This is a genomic window from Parvibaculum sp., from assembly GCF_039680535.1.
Lineage (GTDB): Bacteria > Pseudomonadota > Alphaproteobacteria > Parvibaculales > Parvibaculaceae > Parvibaculum.
In genome coordinates this window covers 570,369-585,950 of sequence record NZ_JBDKSS010000013.1, presented here as the reverse complement: position 1 = coordinate 585,950, position 15,582 = coordinate 570,369, and the positions used below count along the sequence as shown (strand labels likewise).

Below are 15,582 nucleotides of genomic sequence, written 5' to 3'. Positions count from 1 at the left end.
GTGTCCACGTTTCCGCAGCGTCAGGCGGCCAGGCATCACGCAAAAAAACATTCGATGCTGCGGCTCTTTAGCCATGAATGCCGGCATCGCCCGGCATGAAAGACCGCTTATCGCCTGCGACCGGTTCAATGAATCCCCGATGCAGAAAATCGGCCATGCGCTCGGCGCTGACCGGCTCGCTGAAGTAAAAACCCTGCCCGACCGTGCACCCGGCGGAAACAAGAAAATCGAGCTGAGCCTTCGTCTGAACGCCCTCGGCCACCACGTCGACGCCAAGGGTCTTGGCAAGACTCAAGGTCGCCTTGGTGATGAGCATATCCCTCTCACTCTCCGGTATGCTCAGGACGAACTGTTGAGCGATTTTGAGCCGCTTGATCGGATAGGCGCTCAGACAGGAAAGCGAAGAGTAGCCCATTCCGAAGTCGTCGATCGCGATGCTTGGCCCCAGATCGTTGATGTGCTCCAGCATCTCGCTGTTGGCGCGCGTGATCTGCATCAGCATGGGCTCGGTGAACTCAAGCTCGACGTCGCCGGGTACGATGTCCCACCTCCTGAAGGTCTCCATCATGAAACGCTCGTAGTCCGGATGACCATTCACCTCGATAGCGGAAACATTGACCGCGAGAAGCGGAGGTGTGAGCCCCTGATTTCGCCACTCCTTGATCTGCCGACAGGCGCGCTCGAGAACCCAGCGCCCCAGAGCAACGATGTTTCCCGTTCTTTCGGCGATGTGAAGAAATGTCTCCGGCATCAGCAGGCCACGCTGCGGGTGAGCCCATCGAACCAGTGCTTCCACCCCCACGATACGGCCGGACGTCAGTTCGACCTGCGGCTGATAATGCAGAACCATCTCGCCATTTGTGAGCGCGGCGCGCAGTTCGTTGCTCAGCTCGACGCGTTCATGCACTTCCTGATCAAGTTCGGACGAATGAAAGCGATATCGATCACGCCCGTCCTCCTTGGCGCGATAGAGCGCCAGATCAGCCTGCGCGAGAAGCGCGTCGGGATCGAAAATTTCCGCATCGTAAAACGAGACGCCCGCACTTGCCGTGAGCTGAATTTCATTGCCATCGATGTGATAAGGCGCCGCAATCGATTTCAGCAATTTCGCGGCCAACACACCGGCATCGGCTGGATCGCGCAAACCCGTCTGGAGGACCGCGAATTCATCACCGCCGAACCTGGCCGCAATGTCGGTCATACGTACCCCGCTCTTGAGACGCGCCGCGACCGCTTGCAACAGCCGATCGCCGACCGCGTGACCGAGCGTGTCGTTCACCTCCTTGAATCTGTCGAGATCGAGATAGATGACCGCAAACGCGCTCGCGCCGCGTCTGCTTGAAGCAAATGCCTGATGCAGACGCTCAACAAAGGCCGGCCGATTGGGCAGCCCCGAAAGTTGGTCGTGAAGTGTGCGTTCGCGCAGTATTTCTTCTGCTTCCTTGTCGTCGCTGATGTCCCGGGCGATAGCGATGGTTTGCAGCTGATGACCTTCATTGTCGAAGGCCACAACCGCTCGGCCGCGCACATAGAGGCGGCTCCCATCCTTGCGCTGCATCCTGAACTCGGATTCCGAGATTCCTCCCGGTTCTTGAGACATCTGTAGACGTGTTTCAGGAGCCTGACGGTCTTCCGGCACCACGAAGTCATTCCAGGATCTGCCGATCAGATCCTCGGGCCTCTCATAGCCAAGTAACGTCGCCGCAGAGGCGTTGGCTGTCTGGATAACTCCATTCCCGTCCCATGTGACGATCGCGTCGGGGAGAATCTCGAACAGGCTGTGATAGGCCCATTCCTCATCACGCATCTTCCTTTCGAGCAGCGCCTCCCTGGCCCAATCCCGCTTGAACGACTTCCAGACGTCCTCGCTGGGAATCTTCTTCGTTCCGTTGAGTGGATGGCCGAGATATCGCTCAACATGCCCGTCGATCCTGTGAGGCGGAGCCATGATGAAGCGACACATATCGTCGCCCTTTGCCCGGCATGAAATTTCGGTCGTGACCAATGGCAGCCCGAAACTTTCTTCGCACCATCCCGAGGAGTAGCCGGCGTTCATGTGGCACACGGCGAAGTCGCTGCGCCTGCCGGCGCGAATCCAGGCGTCGGCCTCGAAGGAATAAGGATGGTCGTGGAGCAGGTAGAAGTTCTCGTCAGGAGTCGGGTTCGATTGCTCATGCAAGTCGACGAAGGCCCAGCCTGCATTGGCGAAGTACACAGGGCCGGCGGAAAGTTTGCTGAGCGGGTCGGTCAGGCCCATCATTCGGTGAAAATGCTCGGCGTCTGCCTTGCCAAGTGCGTGCGCAAGATCGAACAGCACCTGACTCGCCATGCTGACGGCCTCTCTCTCCGACTGTCCGAAGAGACGCCTTATGAAGTCGAAGAATTCGATGGAAAGCGCGGCCCCCCGAACGAGCACAAACCTCTCCCCCGACACCTCAACGGTGCCTTTGGTCGGGTCTCTTCGCCAATTCTGAAAAAATCGGCTGAACTGCTCTTCCGCCCTCTCGAAGATTGCCTCGAACTCCGGCGGCACCTTGACTGTTCGCGGCATTGTCCGACCTCGTCTTTGCAGATCGACGGAACTGGAAGGTGTGATCGACGCTACAGGGCCGGCCATGCCTCGCCGCACCAGCTCTTCGATGCCGGTCAACGCCGTGTGAGTGGCTTAGATGGAAAAGCCCCGCAACCGAGCACGCAACGCAACCTCGGCGAATTCTTACAGACCTGGGGATTTTTTGGTAGCGGAGGAGGGACTCGAACCCCCGACACGCGGATTATGATTCCGCTGCTCTAGCCAGCTGAGCTACTCCGCCCCAAGATTGGCCCCTTTTGGGGGCCGGGGCATGGGCCTGTTGGGCCCGCCTCGAAAGAGACCCGGATATAAGGTGCCAGCGGAAAGCCTGTCAAGCAGGCCGCCGGCCGCAGCGCAAAAACATTACGAAAAAGGCCGGATTCAGCCGCAGCAGCAGGCGCCCTCGCCCGTCGAGGCGCAGGTCTTTTCACCCGGGGCCGGCTTTCTGAAGCGCAGCATGGTGAAAAGGCCCATCGGCTGCAGCAACCGCGTCTCGATGAGATCGAGCTTGGTCATATGGGTGATGGTCTCGATGCGAAAATCGGGATGCCAGCCGAGAGCCCGTGCCGCAGGCGTCATCCAGCGCTCGACCATGCCGCGAATGCCGTGATCCTGGGCGAAATGATTGACGATGACGACCTCGCCGCCCGGCTTGCAGACGCGCTCAAGCTCCGCCAGCACCTTCACCGGGTCGGGCACCACCGTCATCACATACATGGCGACAACCGTATCGAAGGATTCATCGTCGAACCGCAGCTCCGACGCGTCCATTTCGTAGAGACCGGCAATGTTCTTCAGCTTGCGCTGGCGAACGCGGTTGCGCGCCTTGCGCAGCATGTCCGGCGAAAGGTCGATGCCCGTGATGGTGAGATGGGGCGCATAGTTCGGCAGAGCGGCGCCAGTACCGACACCCACTTCGAGCAGCTTGCCTTCACGCTGATTGATGGCGTTGATGGCGCGTTTGCGTCCGAAATCCGCGATTGCTCCAAACGACCAATCGTAAACCGGCGCCCAGCGCGCATAGGCCTTCAGGACCGACTGTTCGTCGATGCGGGCAATGCCGTTCAACTTGAAATCCCCACCTTCTGTTCGTCGCCCCTAATTTGGGGTCGCAAAGCTATGTGTCGCAAGAGTTTTATTCCGCTCGATTGGGGCCGAATTGCGGTCGATGAGGGCGGAAGGCCCCGCATTCCCCTCACTGCGCGGCCATGACGCGGGCGTCGCCCCCCGGCTCGGCGCCCTGCCGCAGCGCTTCGGCAATAAAGCCGCCGCCCAGAACACGGCTCGGCTCAACAGAATCATAGAAGACGCAGGCCTGGCCGGGCGCCACGCCATCCTGCCCCTCGGCAAAGATGACTTCGGCACCCTTCGCCAGCGGTCGCAGGCGTGCCGGCGCCGTGCCGCCGCTCGAACGTACCCGCACCATAATGTCGATGCCCTCGGCCGGGAGCGCCTCGAATGCGCCGTCGCCCAGCCAGTTCACCTCGCGCAGGATCAGCCGCTTCGTCTCCAGCGCCGATTTCGGGCCGACAATGACCTGCCGCCGCGCGGGGTCGAGCTTCACCACGAAAAGCGGCTGCGCCTCCGGCTCACTCGCGCCAAGGCCGAGGCCCCGCCGCTGGCCGATCGTGTAGTTGATGATGCCCTTGTGGCGGCCGAGCACGCGTCCTTCGAGATCGACGATGTCGCCCTCTTCGCCCGAACCGGGCTTCAGCCGCTCGATGATGGTCGTGTAGCGCCCTGCCGGGACGAAGCAGATGTCCTGGCTGTCGGGCTTCTGCGCGACGGGCAGCGACATGCGCTCCGCCAGCGCGCGAGTCTCCGGCTTCGTCAGATCGCCCAGCGGGAAGCGCAGGAATTCAAGCTGTTCGCGCGTGGTCGTAAAGAGGAAATAACTCTGGTCGCGGTCCAGATCGGCCGGTCGATGGAGCTCGCGGCCATTCGGCCCCTGCCGGCTCGTAATATAGTGACCGGTGGCGAGCGCCGCCGCACCGAGATCGCGGGCCGTTTCGAGCATGTCGCGGAACTTCACGCGCTCGTTGCAGCGGACACAGGGAATGGGCGTCTCGCCCGCCGCATAGGAGGAGGCGAAATCCTCCATCACCGAGCGGCGGAAACGCTCTTCATAGTCGAGCACGTAATGCGGAATGCCGATCAACTCCGCCACACGGCGCGCGTCGTGAATGTCCTGACCGGCGCAGCAGGCGCCCTTGCGCTTCACCGCCTCGCCATGATCGTAGAGCTGGAGCGTGATGCCGACGACGTCGTAGCCCTGCTCCTTGAGCAGCGCGGCCGTCACCGACGAATCCACGCCGCCCGACATGGCGACGACCACCCTCGTCTCCTCGGGCCGTCCCGGGAGGTCGAGGCTGTTCAGGCCGGTCGTTTCGTCGAAGGGCTTGCGCATGGTTTCGTCTTGCCGCCAGAACTCATCCAAACAGGGGCGTCTATAAAGAGGCGGCATCATAGGAGCCCCGCCCAGAAGGGCAAGGGCGCCCCGTCTTCCGCTCGAGCCCCGGCAAAAACTGCCGCAGCGGCAGAAACGAGCCCCCGGCGGAGGATGCCGGGAGGGCCCAACTCACTGATTTTCAAAGATATTTATTGTGGCCTACCCCTTGCTACCAGAGGCGCGGAGAAAAATTCTTTTGTAGCGAGGCGCCATGGGTCTGCCGTCTGCCATCAATCTTCGTATCGCACAGGTCGATCCAGCCACGCTGATACCTGCGGCCTCCCGTACGAACGACAATTCGGGCGCTTTCGAGCAGCATCTCGATGCGACGGACACACCGGCGGCGCGCGCCGCGGAGCGGCGGGACGACCAGCGCCAACGCGACAGCGCCGACACGGCCAAGGCCTCGGCGCAGGACAGCCGGTCGCCCTCGAACGCGGGCGAGGACGCAAACCCGGCCACCGCCTCGACTGCCTCGGCCGACGCGACCGTTACGCCCACCACAGCCTCGACGACCGCCGACGAAGCGGCCGCCGCGGATGCAAACGCCGCCGCAACGGCCGGCACAGAGGCTGCAACTCCCACGGCATCGGACGCGGAAACGACGACTACCGCCATCGAAGCCGGGCTTGCCGACGCACGGGCTGCCAGCACCGGCGAGGCGGGCAAGGAAGCGAAACCGCATGACGACGAGGCCGAGGAAAAGAACAAGGCTCCAGACCAGGCCAATGACACTTCCCTCGCCGCTCTTCTCATGGCGCAACCTGCACCCCTGAGGCAGACCCCTGCCTCGAATGCGGCGCCGGTATCGACAGAAGTCGCCGCCGCCGCGTCGAATGCGGCGACCACGCAGCAGCCAGCGGCTCCCGAGCACAGCACGCTCGCGGAGGCCGCCGCGCAGTCCGCCATGGGCGACGCGCAGCCGGATGCGAGCGGAGACGCAGGCGCGACCGGCAGCGAGACAGACCTCGCCGTCAAATCCAAGCTCGAAGGTCTGGGCCATCAGGCCGCCGCCTCGATGGCCGACAAATCCGCCGACCGTCAGGCAGCCGCGCAAGGCGCACAGCCGGCGCCCGCACAGGCGACCAACCCCCAGGCCGTCGCCGCGGCACCGGCCGCCCCAAACATGACGGCCGCCACGAATACGGGTTCAGACAACGCCGGCACGCAGCCAATCTCCGCCACCAGCGGGGCGCTCGCCGCGCAGCTCTCCGATGTTCAGGGCGCGAACACCCCGCAACAGTCCAACGCCAGCAACGCGACGATCCGCATCGGCACGCTGCCGGGCCAGACCACGCCCAGCATCGTGCCGTCCATGGCCATTGCCCTTCAGATCGCCCGCAATGTGCAGAAGGGCATCAACCGCTTCGACATTCGCCTCGACCCGCCGGAACTCGGCCGTATCGATGTGCGGATGGAGGTCCAGCGCGACGGGCACGTCGCCGCGCATCTGACCGTCGAGAGCGCGCAGACGCTCGATCTGCTCCAGCGCGACCAGCGCGCCCTGCAGCAGGCGCTCACCGATGCCGGGCTTCAGGCCAATTCGGATAGCCTGAGCTTTTCGCTGCGCGACCAGAATGCAGGCGGCAATGCGCAGGGATCAGCCGGCAATAGCGGTGGCGGCAGCGGTTCGGAAATCGCCCCGGTCGAGGAGACCACAGCCAGCAGCGGCCCGATCTACAACCTCAACCTGTCCGCTTCGGGCGGCGTCGACATCCGCGTCTGAGCGAGAAGGAGCGTAACCATGAGCGTTGAATCCGTCGCCGCCTCGCAGGCCGCCGCAGCTGCGGCCGCCGCCACGACGAGCAAGGCGGGCGCCGCCTCCTCGGCCCTGTCCAGCAACTACAACATGTTTCTGACGCTGCTGACCACGCAGCTCAAGAACCAGGATCCCACCAACCCGATGAAGTCGTCGGAGTTCACGACGCAGCTCGTTCAATATTCGAGCGTCGAACAGCAGATTCAGGCCAACAAGAACCTCGAAACGCTGATCTCGACCGTCGGCAACCAGAACGCGACCTTCGCGGTCAATCTTCTGGGCAAGCAGGTTTCCGCCACCGGCACGGGCGCCGCACTCTCCAACGGTTCGGCCAACTGGGGTTACAAGCTCGCCAGCGACGCCCCGGCCGTCAAGATCAGCATCGTCAATTCGACCGGCACGACGGTCTACACGACCACGACGACCGGCAAGGAGGGCGACAACACATTTACCTGGGACGGCAAGGACAGCTCGGGCGCGGCCCAGCCGGACGGCACCTATTACATCAGCCTCACCGCGGCCGACGCCTCCGGCGTCGCGGTCGCCTCCTCGACCTCGATTACGGGAAAGGTGACAGCCGTCGACTTCAGCAACGGCACCCCGAAGGTCACCGTCAACGGCGCTCAGATCGACTACGGCAATATTACCGCCGTATTGAACCCATCCTGATCCAAACGTCCCGCAACGACACACCTAAGCCTTTGATTTTTGCCCATTTTTACCATGCGACTTAGGCGTTTCTTAAACGGGTTCCGATAGGGTGCCTCTTAGTAACGAGCACGGAGAACCTGTTCGATGAGCGAGCAGTACACGCACAAGATCAACTACGTGATTGGGCCGGACGGGAGCCCGCTCACCGTGGCTGATTTGCCGCCACCGGACACGAAGCGATGGGTCATTCGCCGCAAGGCGGAAGTCGTGGCCGCCGTCCGCGGGGGGCTCATCAGCCTCGATGACGCCTGCAGGCGCTACACGCTGACGGTCGAGGAGTTTCTGAGTTGGCAGCGCTCCATCGAGCGCCACGGCCTCGCCGGACTGCGCGCCACGCGCGTCCAGCAATACAGGCAGTAGCCCTGCGGATTGCCACATATTCGCTCTCACGAACGCGCCGGTGAAGGTTTCCTTCGCCGGCGTTTTTCGTTTTGTTCTCCCCTTTCCTCCCCCCGCAACCGCTGACCGGCAAATTTTGCCGGGCGCGTTAAGCATCTGTTTAGCTTATGGGCGGTAATTTTTACCTACCGGCACGGGATCGGGATCCGCATGGGCAAATGGGCGCGGGTCTCGGGGGGCAAAGAATTTGCCGAAAACCTGATGTCTTGCATCGACGCATGTCCAAGGAACGGGCGGGCGCTTCGGGGCGGTGACACTTGAGGTGGGTCGTGGGCGGATTCTCGAATCTTCTGAAATCGCTGGGAGTGGTACGGCTTGCGACGCTTGGCGTCGTCGCGCTCTCATTGCTCGGCTTCTTCGCCTATATCGGCCTGCGCATGTCGACCGAACCGATGGCGCTGCTTTACTCGGACGTCGCTCAGGAAGACGCGGGCAAGATCGGCGAGGCGCTCGACGCCCAGAAGGTGCCTTATGAGCTTCGCGGCGAAGGCAACATGATCTATGTGCCGGAAAGCCAGGTCCTGAAGCTCCGCATGGCGCTCGCGTCCAAGGGTCTGCCCTCCGGCGGCACCGTCGGCTACGAAATCTTCGACAATGCCGATGCGCTCGGCACGACGAATTTCCTCCAGAACATCAATCACCTTCGCGCTCTCGAGGGCGAACTCTCCCGCACGATCCGCTCGATCGAGGGTATCGAGGGCGTGCGTGTGCATCTCGTCATGCCTGAGCGTGAACTTTTCTCGCATGACAAGCGCGCCCCCTCGGCCTCGATCGTTCTCAAGGTGCGCGGCACGCTCGCCGTTCAGCAGGTCAAGGCGATCCAGCAGCTCGTCGCCGCCGCCGTGGAAGGCCTGACGCCCGGCCATGTGTCGATCGTCGACGAACGCGGCACGCTGCTCGCGAGCGGCACGGGCGACGACGGCCAGTCGATGATCACCGCGACCGTGGAAGAACAGCGCGCCGCCTATGAGAACCGCCTTCGCACTCATGTCGAGGACATCATTCAGCGCGTCGTGGGCCAGGATAAGGCGCGCGTCGAAGTGACCGCGCAGATGGATTACAACCGCGTGACCCAGACCTCGGATCTCTTCGATCCGAACGGTCAGGTCGTGCGCTCGACGCAGACGGTCACGGACGCCTCCAACAACACCGACGGCAAGCAGGCGCAGTCGGTATCGGTCGGGAACAATCTCCCCAACGCCAATCTCGGCGGCTCGCAGGATCAGGGGATGACCTCGCAGCAGACCTCGAACCGCAACGAGGAGACCGTCAACTACGAGATCTCGCGCACGACCAAGACCGAGACGCTCGAACCGGGCCGCGTGAAGCGCGTCTCCGTGGCCGTTCTGGTCGACGGCGTCTATGCGAAGGGCGCGGACGGCAAGCAGCTCTACGCGCCGCGTTCCGACCAGGAGATCGCAAAGATTCAGGCGCTGGTGAAGTCGGCCATCGGCTACGACGAAGCCCGTGGCGATCAGGTCGAAGTGGTCAATCTCCAGTTCGCTGAAACTGCCGCTCTGGAGCCCGCGGCGGCGCCGGTTGCGGAACCCTTCCTCGGCCTCACCAAGGCCGACTACATGCGCATCGGCGAACTCGGTGTGCTCGCCATCCTCGCCATCATCGCCATGTTCTTTGTCATCCGCCCGATGCTCGGCGGCCTTGCGGCGAACGCCGGACATGTCGTCGTTCCCGCGCTCGGCGCCAGCCCTTCCGCCGGCGCCGCCGCCGCCCTGCCCGCACCGGACGGCATGTTTTCGGGCGACGATATCTCCCGCGCGCTGATGGACGGCGCAACGCAGGAAGCGCTCGGCACCGATGCGATGATCGACATCGCGCAGGTCGCTGGAAAAGTGAAGCACTCTTCCGTCAAGAAGATCGGCGAACTCGTCACCGACCATCCTGATGAATCCATCTCCATTCTCCGCAGCTGGCTGCACGAAACCGCGTAAGGAACGAAGTCCGTGGCAACCGCACCGAAAAAACAGGACGACAAGGCCATGACCGGCCCGCAGAAGGCGGCGATCTTCATGCTCGCGCTCGGCGCGGATGATGCCGCCTCGCTCTGGGAGATGTTCGACGACGACGAAATCCGGGAAATGTCCCAGATCATGTCGACGCTCGGCACCGTCCAGGCCGGGACTGTCGAAAAGCTGCTCGTCGAATTCGCCTCCAAGATGTCCGGCACCGGCGCGCTGATCGGCTCCTATGAATCGACCGAGCGCCTGCTCGCGAAGTTCCTGCCCGAAGATCGCGTCAATTCGGTCATGGATGAAATTCGCGGCCCCGCCGGCCGGACCATGTGGGAAAAGCTCGGCAACGTGAACGAGCAGGTGCTCGCGAGTTATCTCAAGAACGAATATCCGCAGACCGTCGCCGTGGTTTTGTCCAAGGTGAAGGCGGATCATGCCGCCCGCGTTCTGGTGCATCTGCCGGAAGACTTCGCACTCGAAGTGGTGACGCGCATGCTTCGCATGGAAGCGGTGCAGAAGGATATTCTCGACAAGGTCGAACAGACGCTGCGCTCGGAATTCATGTCGAACCTGTCGCGCACCAATCGCCGCGACGCACATGAGCTGATGGCCGAAATCTTCAACAATTTCGATCGTCAGACCGAAGGCCGCTTCCTCGCCGCGCTGGAAGAACGCAGCCGCGAGTCCGCCGAGAAGATCAAGGCGCTGATGTTCACCTTCGAGGATCTCGGCAAGCTCGATCCGGGTTCCGTGCAGACGCTGCTGCGCGCGGTCGACAAGAACAAGCTCGCCGTCGCGCTCAAGGGCTCGTCGGATGCGCTGCGCGATCTCTTCTTCGCCAACATGTCCGAACGCGCCGGCAAGATCCTCCGCGAGGACATGGAGCTCATGGGCCCCGTGCGCCTGAAGGACGTGGACGACGCGCAGATGACGATGGTGAACATCGCGAAGGATCTTGCTCAGAAGGGCGAAATCCTGATCTCCGAGAACAAGGAAGAAGACGAGCTGATCTACTGACGCCCACCGCGCCAACCTCTCGATAGACACAGATGATGATGAAGCAGGCAGTAAAATTCACCTTCGACACGCGCTTCGACACCGACGAGACGGTGTCGGTGCCGCGCGTCCAGCCGTCTGCCCCCGTCTTCACCGCGGAGGACATCGAACGTGCGCGCGCCGAGGGCTATGCGTCGGGCTTCGTCGCCGGCCAGTCGGAAGCCACCGCTCGCGCTGAACACGAGATCGGCGCCGCCATGCAGAATTTCGCGAACAATGCCGCGAGCCTTCTCAATGCGCTTCATGCGGGAACGGCCAGTTCGCGCGCCGAAGCCGCGACCCTCGCCTTCACGGCCGCCCGCAAGCTCGCGCCCGCCCTCGTCGCCAGCCGCCCCCAGGCCGAAATCGAGGGTGTTCTGCGCGACTGCCTGACCCATCTCAACCGCGAGCCGCACATCGTTCTTCGCGTTGCCGACACGCTGGTCGAGCGGCTTAAGGAAATCGTCGACCGCATGGCACTCGAACGCGGGCTTTCAGGCCGCATCATCCTGCTCGGTCAGAACGACGTCGCCGAAGGCGACTGCGTGGTCGAATGGGCGGATGGCGGCGTCGTCCGCTCTCACGCCGACATCGAAGCCGAAATTTCCGAAACCATCGCCCGCTACGTGGAGAGTCTCGGTGCCCCCCGCGCCGACAACAGTCTCGCCATGTCCGAGACGCGTCACACGAATTTCTGAGAGCTAGGAGCTCAAAATGGCTGACCAAGACGACGAAATCGCACTGCCCGACCTCGCAAGCGCCGAACCGCTTTCCGCGGAGCTCGAAAATTCAGGCGAAGACGATGGCGACCGCGTGCGCATGGCGCATGACCTCGAAGCCGTCTTCGACGTTCCCGTGAACGTCTCCGCCGTGCTCGGCAAGACGCATATGGAAGTCTCGAACCTGCTGAAGCTCGGTCGCGGCACCATTGTCGAGCTGGACCGCAAGGTCGGCGAGGCGATCGACATCTACGTCAACGACCGGCTCGTGGCACGCGGCGAGGTCGTCGTCGTCGACGACCGGCTTGGCGTCACCATGACGGAAATCGTAAAGGGCGCCGCGAACTGATCCGCGCCGCACTGAATTCAATTCGCGTTAGAGCATAAGAAAGAAGAGGAGTGCCGCAGATGCGCCTTCTGATCGTCGGAACCCTGAACGGCCAGCTTTCCACCGCCACCAAGATGGCGATGGCGAAAGGCGCCAAGGTCACCCACACCGAAACGACCGCGCAGGCGCTCGACACGCTGCGTGCCGGACGCGGTGCCGATCTGCTGATGGTCGACGTGGGTTGCGACATCGCGGAACTCATCGTCCAGCTTCAGAACGAACATATCTGCGTGCCGGTCGTGGCTTGCGGCGTCGACACCGACGCGCGCGCCGCCGTCAACGCCATCCGCGCGGGTGCGAAGGAATATATCCCGCTGCCGCCGGATGCCGAGCTCATTGCCGCTGTGCTCGCCGCCGTCGCCGATGACGGCCACGCCCTCATCTTCAAGGATCCGAAGATGGGCGACATGATCCGCCTCGCCGATCAGGTCGCGCCGTCGGATGCCAGCATCCTCATCACCGGCGAGTCCGGCACCGGCAAGGAAGTGATGGCGCGCTATCTGCACCGCCGGTCGCTGCGCCGCGACAAGCCTTTCATTTCGGTCAACTGCGCCGCGATCCCGGAAAACCTCCTCGAGTCCGAACTCTTCGGCCATGAGAAGGGCGCCTTCACCGGAGCCGTTGCCCGCCGTATCGGCAAGTTCGAAGAAGCCGATGGCGGCACGCTGCTTCTCGACGAAATCAGCGAGATGGACCTGCGCCTCCAGGCGAAGCTCCTCCGCGCCATTCAGGAGCGCGAAATCGACCGCGTCGGTGGCAAGGCGCCGGTCAAGGTCAACATCCGCATCATCGCGACCTCGAACCGCGACCTGCAGGGCGATGCGCGCGCGGGCCGCTTCCGCGAAGACCTCTTCTACCGCCTCAATGTCGTCAACCTGAAGCTGCCGCCGCTGCGCGAGCGTCCGGCTGACATTCTGGCGCTGGCCGAGCACTTCGCCGAACGCTACGCCAAGGCGAACGGCCTTCCGACGAAGCCCATTTCCGCCGAAGCCCGCAGCTTCCTTACCCGCCACGGCTGGACGGGCAATGTTCGCGAGCTTGAGAACACGATGCACCGGGCCACGCTTCTCGCCACCGGCCCCGAAATCGATGTCGAGGCGATCCGCCTTCCCGACGGTTCGCGTCTCGACGAAGCCGCGCCCACGCTCGGCGTCGCGCAGAAGGCCGCGATGGCGGCCGATGCGGCAAGCCGCGCCTTCATCGGGCGCACGGTCGCGGAAGTCGAACAGGATCTCATCCTCCAGACCCTCGGCCATTGCCTCGGCAACCGCACCCATGCCGCGAACATCCTCGGCATCTCGATCCGGACGCTTCGCAACAAGCTGAAGGAATACAGCGATGCCGGCGTCGCCGTTCCGATGCCGGGCGGCGAGGCGCGCGTCAGCTTCGGCTGAACCAATAACGACTGCGGCAAGAGCCCTGGAGTAATCTTCGATGAGCGATGCGAGCGTGGCTAACGGCAAGACGGGTGGACCGCTGAGCGGCTTCGGCTTCCCGGGGCTTACGCCCAGGGGTGTGCTGGAGAATTTCGCCAAGCGCGGCGACCTCGCGCTCGCGGCAGGCGTGATGACGATCATCGTCGTCCTCATCCTGCCGATGCCGTCCTTCCTGCTCGACTTCTCTCTCGCCATCTCGATCACCTTCTCGGTGCTCGTGCTGATGACGGCTCTCTTCATTCAGAAGCCGCTCGAGTTCAGCGCCTTCCCGACCGTTCTTCTCATTTCGACGATGCTGCGGCTTGCGCTCAACCTCGCCTCGACGCGCCTCATTCTCTCGCAAGGTCATGGCGGCACGGATGCGGCGGGCAAGGTCATCGAGGCCTTCGGCCACTTCGTGATGCAGGGCAATTTCGTTATCGGCGTGATCGTCTTCGCAATCCTGGTGATCGTGAACTTCGTCGTCATCACCAAGGGTTCGGGCCGTATCGCCGAAGTCGCGGCGCGCTTCACCCTCGACGCCATGCCCGGCAAGCAGATGGCGATCGACGCCGATCTCTCCGCCGGTCTCATCGATGAGAAGGTCGCGCGCAAGCGCCGCACCGACCTCGAAAATGAAAGCGCCTTCTTCGGCGCGATGGACGGTGCTTCGAAGTTCGTGCGCGGCGACGCCGTCGCCGGTCTGCTCATCACCTTCATCAACGTCGTCGGCGGCATCATCGTCGGCGTCGCGCAGAACGGCCTGAGCTTCGCCGACGCCGCGCATACCTATACGATCCTGACCGTCGGCGACGGTCTCGTCAGCCAGATTCCGGCGCTGATCGTTTCGACGGCGGCCGGTCTTCTCGTTTCCAAGGCAGGCGTCGAAGGCGCCGCCGATCAGGCTCTCTTCGATCAGCTTTCCGGCTATCCGCAGGCGCTCGGCATGTCGTCGGTCGTCATGGGCGCGATGGCGCTTCTGCCTGGCCTTCCGGCCATCCCCTTCCTGCTGCTCGCGGGCAGCACGGGCAGCCTCGCCTACTACGTCACGAAGGCCCGCAGGACCAAGGCTGCCGCACAGGTAGAGGCCGAAGCCACCGAAGCGCAGGCGGCACCTGTCGCCGAGGAGCCCATCAGCAGCGCTCTCAAGATGGACGAGCTGCGCCTCGAGATCGGCTATGCGCTCCTCCCGCTCATCAACGGCAAGGATCACCAGAAGCTCACGGACCAGATCAAGGCGCTGCGCCGTCAGCTCGCGACGGACATGGGCTTCGTCATGCCCTCCGTCCGCATCCTCGACAATGTGCAGCTCGAAGCGAATTCCTATTCGATCCGCGTCAAGGAAGTGGAAGCGGGCCACGGCGACGTCTATGCGAACCAGCTCCTGGTCATGGATCCGCATGGCGGCCGCATCGACCTTCCCGGTCTCCATACGACGGAACCGGCCTTTGGCCTCCCCGCCACCTGGATCGACGAGAACCTGCGCGAGGAAGCGGCATTCCGCGGCTATACGGTCGTCGATGCGCCGACGGTGCTCACCACACACCTCACGGAGATCATTCGCGACAACATGGCCGACCTGCTCTCCTATGCGGAGGTGCAGAAGCTCATCGACGAACTCGGCAAGGAGCACAAGAAGCTCGTCGACGACATCGTGCCGACGCAGATCACCGTCACCGGCATTCAGCGCGTGCTGCAGACCCTCCTCAACGAGCGCATCTCGATCCGCGACCTGCCGACGATCATGGAAGGCATTGCGGAGGCCGTCGGTCACACGCAGAGCCTCAACCTCATTACCGAGCATGTCCGCGCGCGCCTCGCCCGCCAGATCTGCGCGTCGCATCTCGACGGCAACAACACGCTGCCGCTCCTCACGCTCTCGCCGCGCTGGGAACAGTCCTTCGCGGAATCGCTGGTTGGTCAGGGCGACGAGAAGCAGCTCGCCATGCAGCCCTCGAAGCTTCAGGAGTTCATCGGCACGGTCCGCGAAATGTTCGAGGAAGCCGGCCGCGCGGGCGAGGTTCCGGTGCTCCTGACGAGCCCCGGCGTCAGGCCCTATGTGCGCTCCATCGTCGAACGCTTCCGGCCCCAGACCTTCGTCATGTCGCAGAACGAAATCCATCCGCGCATCAAGCTGCGCACGCTGGGGTCGGTCTGAGCCGTTG

At 63.3% G+C, this 15,582-nt stretch carries 12 protein-coding genes and 1 tRNA gene; 9 read left to right on the top strand and 4 right to left on the bottom strand.

The genetic code is table 11. From position 1 onward, the window contains the following. Positions 1-67 precede the first annotated feature (67 nt). The 4 genes from ABFC66_RS09835 to mnmA form a co-directional block, all read right to left on the bottom strand. Positions 68-2,551, bottom strand: coding sequence for an EAL domain-containing protein (locus tag ABFC66_RS09835; RefSeq protein ID WP_346740769.1), 2,484 nt, complete (start codon positions 2,549-2,551; stop codon positions 68-70). 185 nt (positions 2,552-2,736) lie between these two features. After that, a tRNA-Met gene (locus ABFC66_RS09830) sits at positions 2,737-2,813 on the bottom strand. Positions 2,814-2,953: 140 nt separating this feature from the next. Next, the gene (locus ABFC66_RS09825) at positions 2,954-3,640 is read right to left on the bottom strand and encodes a methyltransferase domain-containing protein (RefSeq protein ID WP_346740768.1); all 687 of its coding nucleotides are present in this window, start codon (positions 3,638-3,640) and stop codon (positions 2,954-2,956) included. Between the two features lie 127 nt (positions 3,641-3,767). After that, the gene (gene mnmA, locus ABFC66_RS09820; RefSeq protein ID WP_346740767.1) at positions 3,768-4,979 is read right to left on the bottom strand and encodes a tRNA 2-thiouridine(34) synthase MnmA; all 1,212 of its coding nucleotides are present in this window, start codon (positions 4,977-4,979) and stop codon (positions 3,768-3,770) included. 253 nt (positions 4,980-5,232) lie between these two features. Between mnmA and ABFC66_RS09815 the strand changes: the two genes are divergently transcribed. From ABFC66_RS09815 to flhA, 9 genes are all read left to right on the top strand, one after another. Then, on the top strand, positions 5,233-6,747 hold the full coding sequence (locus tag ABFC66_RS09815; RefSeq protein WP_346740766.1) for a flagellar hook-length control protein FliK: 1,515 nt from the start codon (positions 5,233-5,235) through the stop codon (positions 6,745-6,747). A gap of 18 nt (positions 6,748-6,765) precedes the next feature. Next, complete coding sequence (locus tag ABFC66_RS09810; RefSeq protein WP_346740765.1) at positions 6,766-7,449, top strand: flagellar hook capping FlgD N-terminal domain-containing protein; 684 nt, start codon at positions 6,766-6,768, stop codon at positions 7,447-7,449. 126 nt (positions 7,450-7,575) lie between these two features. Further along, positions 7,576-7,851 (top strand): DUF1153 domain-containing protein, encoded by a 276-nt coding sequence (locus ABFC66_RS09805; protein ID WP_152215711.1) that lies wholly within the window; start codon positions 7,576-7,578, stop codon positions 7,849-7,851. A 308-nt stretch (positions 7,852-8,159) separates the two neighbouring features. Continuing rightward, positions 8,160-9,839 carry a flagellar basal-body MS-ring/collar protein FliF gene (gene fliF / locus ABFC66_RS09800; protein WP_346740764.1) on the top strand — a complete coding sequence of 560 codons (1,680 nt, stop codon included), beginning with the start codon at positions 8,160-8,162 and terminating at the stop codon, positions 9,837-9,839. 12 nt (positions 9,840-9,851) lie between these two features. Continuing rightward, complete coding sequence (gene fliG, locus ABFC66_RS09795) at positions 9,852-10,877, top strand: flagellar motor switch protein FliG (protein ID WP_346740763.1); 1,026 nt, start codon at positions 9,852-9,854, stop codon at positions 10,875-10,877. A 32-nt stretch (positions 10,878-10,909) separates the two neighbouring features. Next, the gene (locus ABFC66_RS09790) at positions 10,910-11,593 is read left to right on the top strand and encodes a FliH/SctL family protein (protein ID WP_346740762.1); all 684 of its coding nucleotides are present in this window, start codon (positions 10,910-10,912) and stop codon (positions 11,591-11,593) included. Positions 11,594-11,609: 16 nt separating this feature from the next. After that, positions 11,610-11,963 carry a flagellar motor switch protein FliN gene (fliN, locus tag ABFC66_RS09785; RefSeq protein WP_346740761.1) on the top strand — a complete coding sequence of 118 codons (354 nt, stop codon included), beginning with the start codon at positions 11,610-11,612 and terminating at the stop codon, positions 11,961-11,963. 59 nt (positions 11,964-12,022) lie between these two features. Continuing rightward, positions 12,023-13,396, top strand: coding sequence for a sigma-54 dependent transcriptional regulator (locus ABFC66_RS09780; protein WP_346740760.1), 1,374 nt, complete (start codon positions 12,023-12,025; stop codon positions 13,394-13,396). Between the two features lie 40 nt (positions 13,397-13,436). Then, entirely contained in the window at positions 13,437-15,575 is a 2,139-nt protein-coding gene (flhA, locus tag ABFC66_RS09775) for a flagellar biosynthesis protein FlhA (RefSeq protein WP_346740759.1), read from the top strand. Positions 15,576-15,582: the final 7 nt, after the last annotated feature.

Bases quoted from the DNA above. Each gene is read 5' to 3' on its own strand.
- ABFC66_RS09835 (WP_346740769.1), bottom strand. From the start codon at position 2,551: ATGCCGCGAACAGTCAAGGTGCCGCCGGAGTTCGAGGCAATCTTCGAG.
- mnmA (WP_346740767.1), bottom strand. From the start codon at position 4,979: ATGCGCAAGCCCTTCGACGAAACGACCGGCCTGAACAGCCTCGACCTC.
- ABFC66_RS09815 (WP_346740766.1), top strand. From the start codon at position 5,233: ATGGGTCTGCCGTCTGCCATCAATCTTCGTATCGCACAGGTCGATCCA.
- ABFC66_RS09810 (WP_346740765.1), top strand. From the start codon at position 6,766: ATGAGCGTTGAATCCGTCGCCGCCTCGCAGGCCGCCGCAGCTGCGGCC.
- ABFC66_RS09805 (WP_152215711.1), top strand. From the start codon at position 7,576: ATGAGCGAGCAGTACACGCACAAGATCAACTACGTGATTGGGCCGGAC.
- ABFC66_RS09790 (WP_346740762.1), top strand. From the start codon at position 10,910: ATGATGATGAAGCAGGCAGTAAAATTCACCTTCGACACGCGCTTCGAC.
- fliN (WP_346740761.1), top strand. From the start codon at position 11,610: ATGGCTGACCAAGACGACGAAATCGCACTGCCCGACCTCGCAAGCGCC.
- ABFC66_RS09780 (WP_346740760.1), top strand. From the start codon at position 12,023: ATGCGCCTTCTGATCGTCGGAACCCTGAACGGCCAGCTTTCCACCGCC.
- flhA (WP_346740759.1), top strand. From the start codon at position 13,437: ATGAGCGATGCGAGCGTGGCTAACGGCAAGACGGGTGGACCGCTGAGC.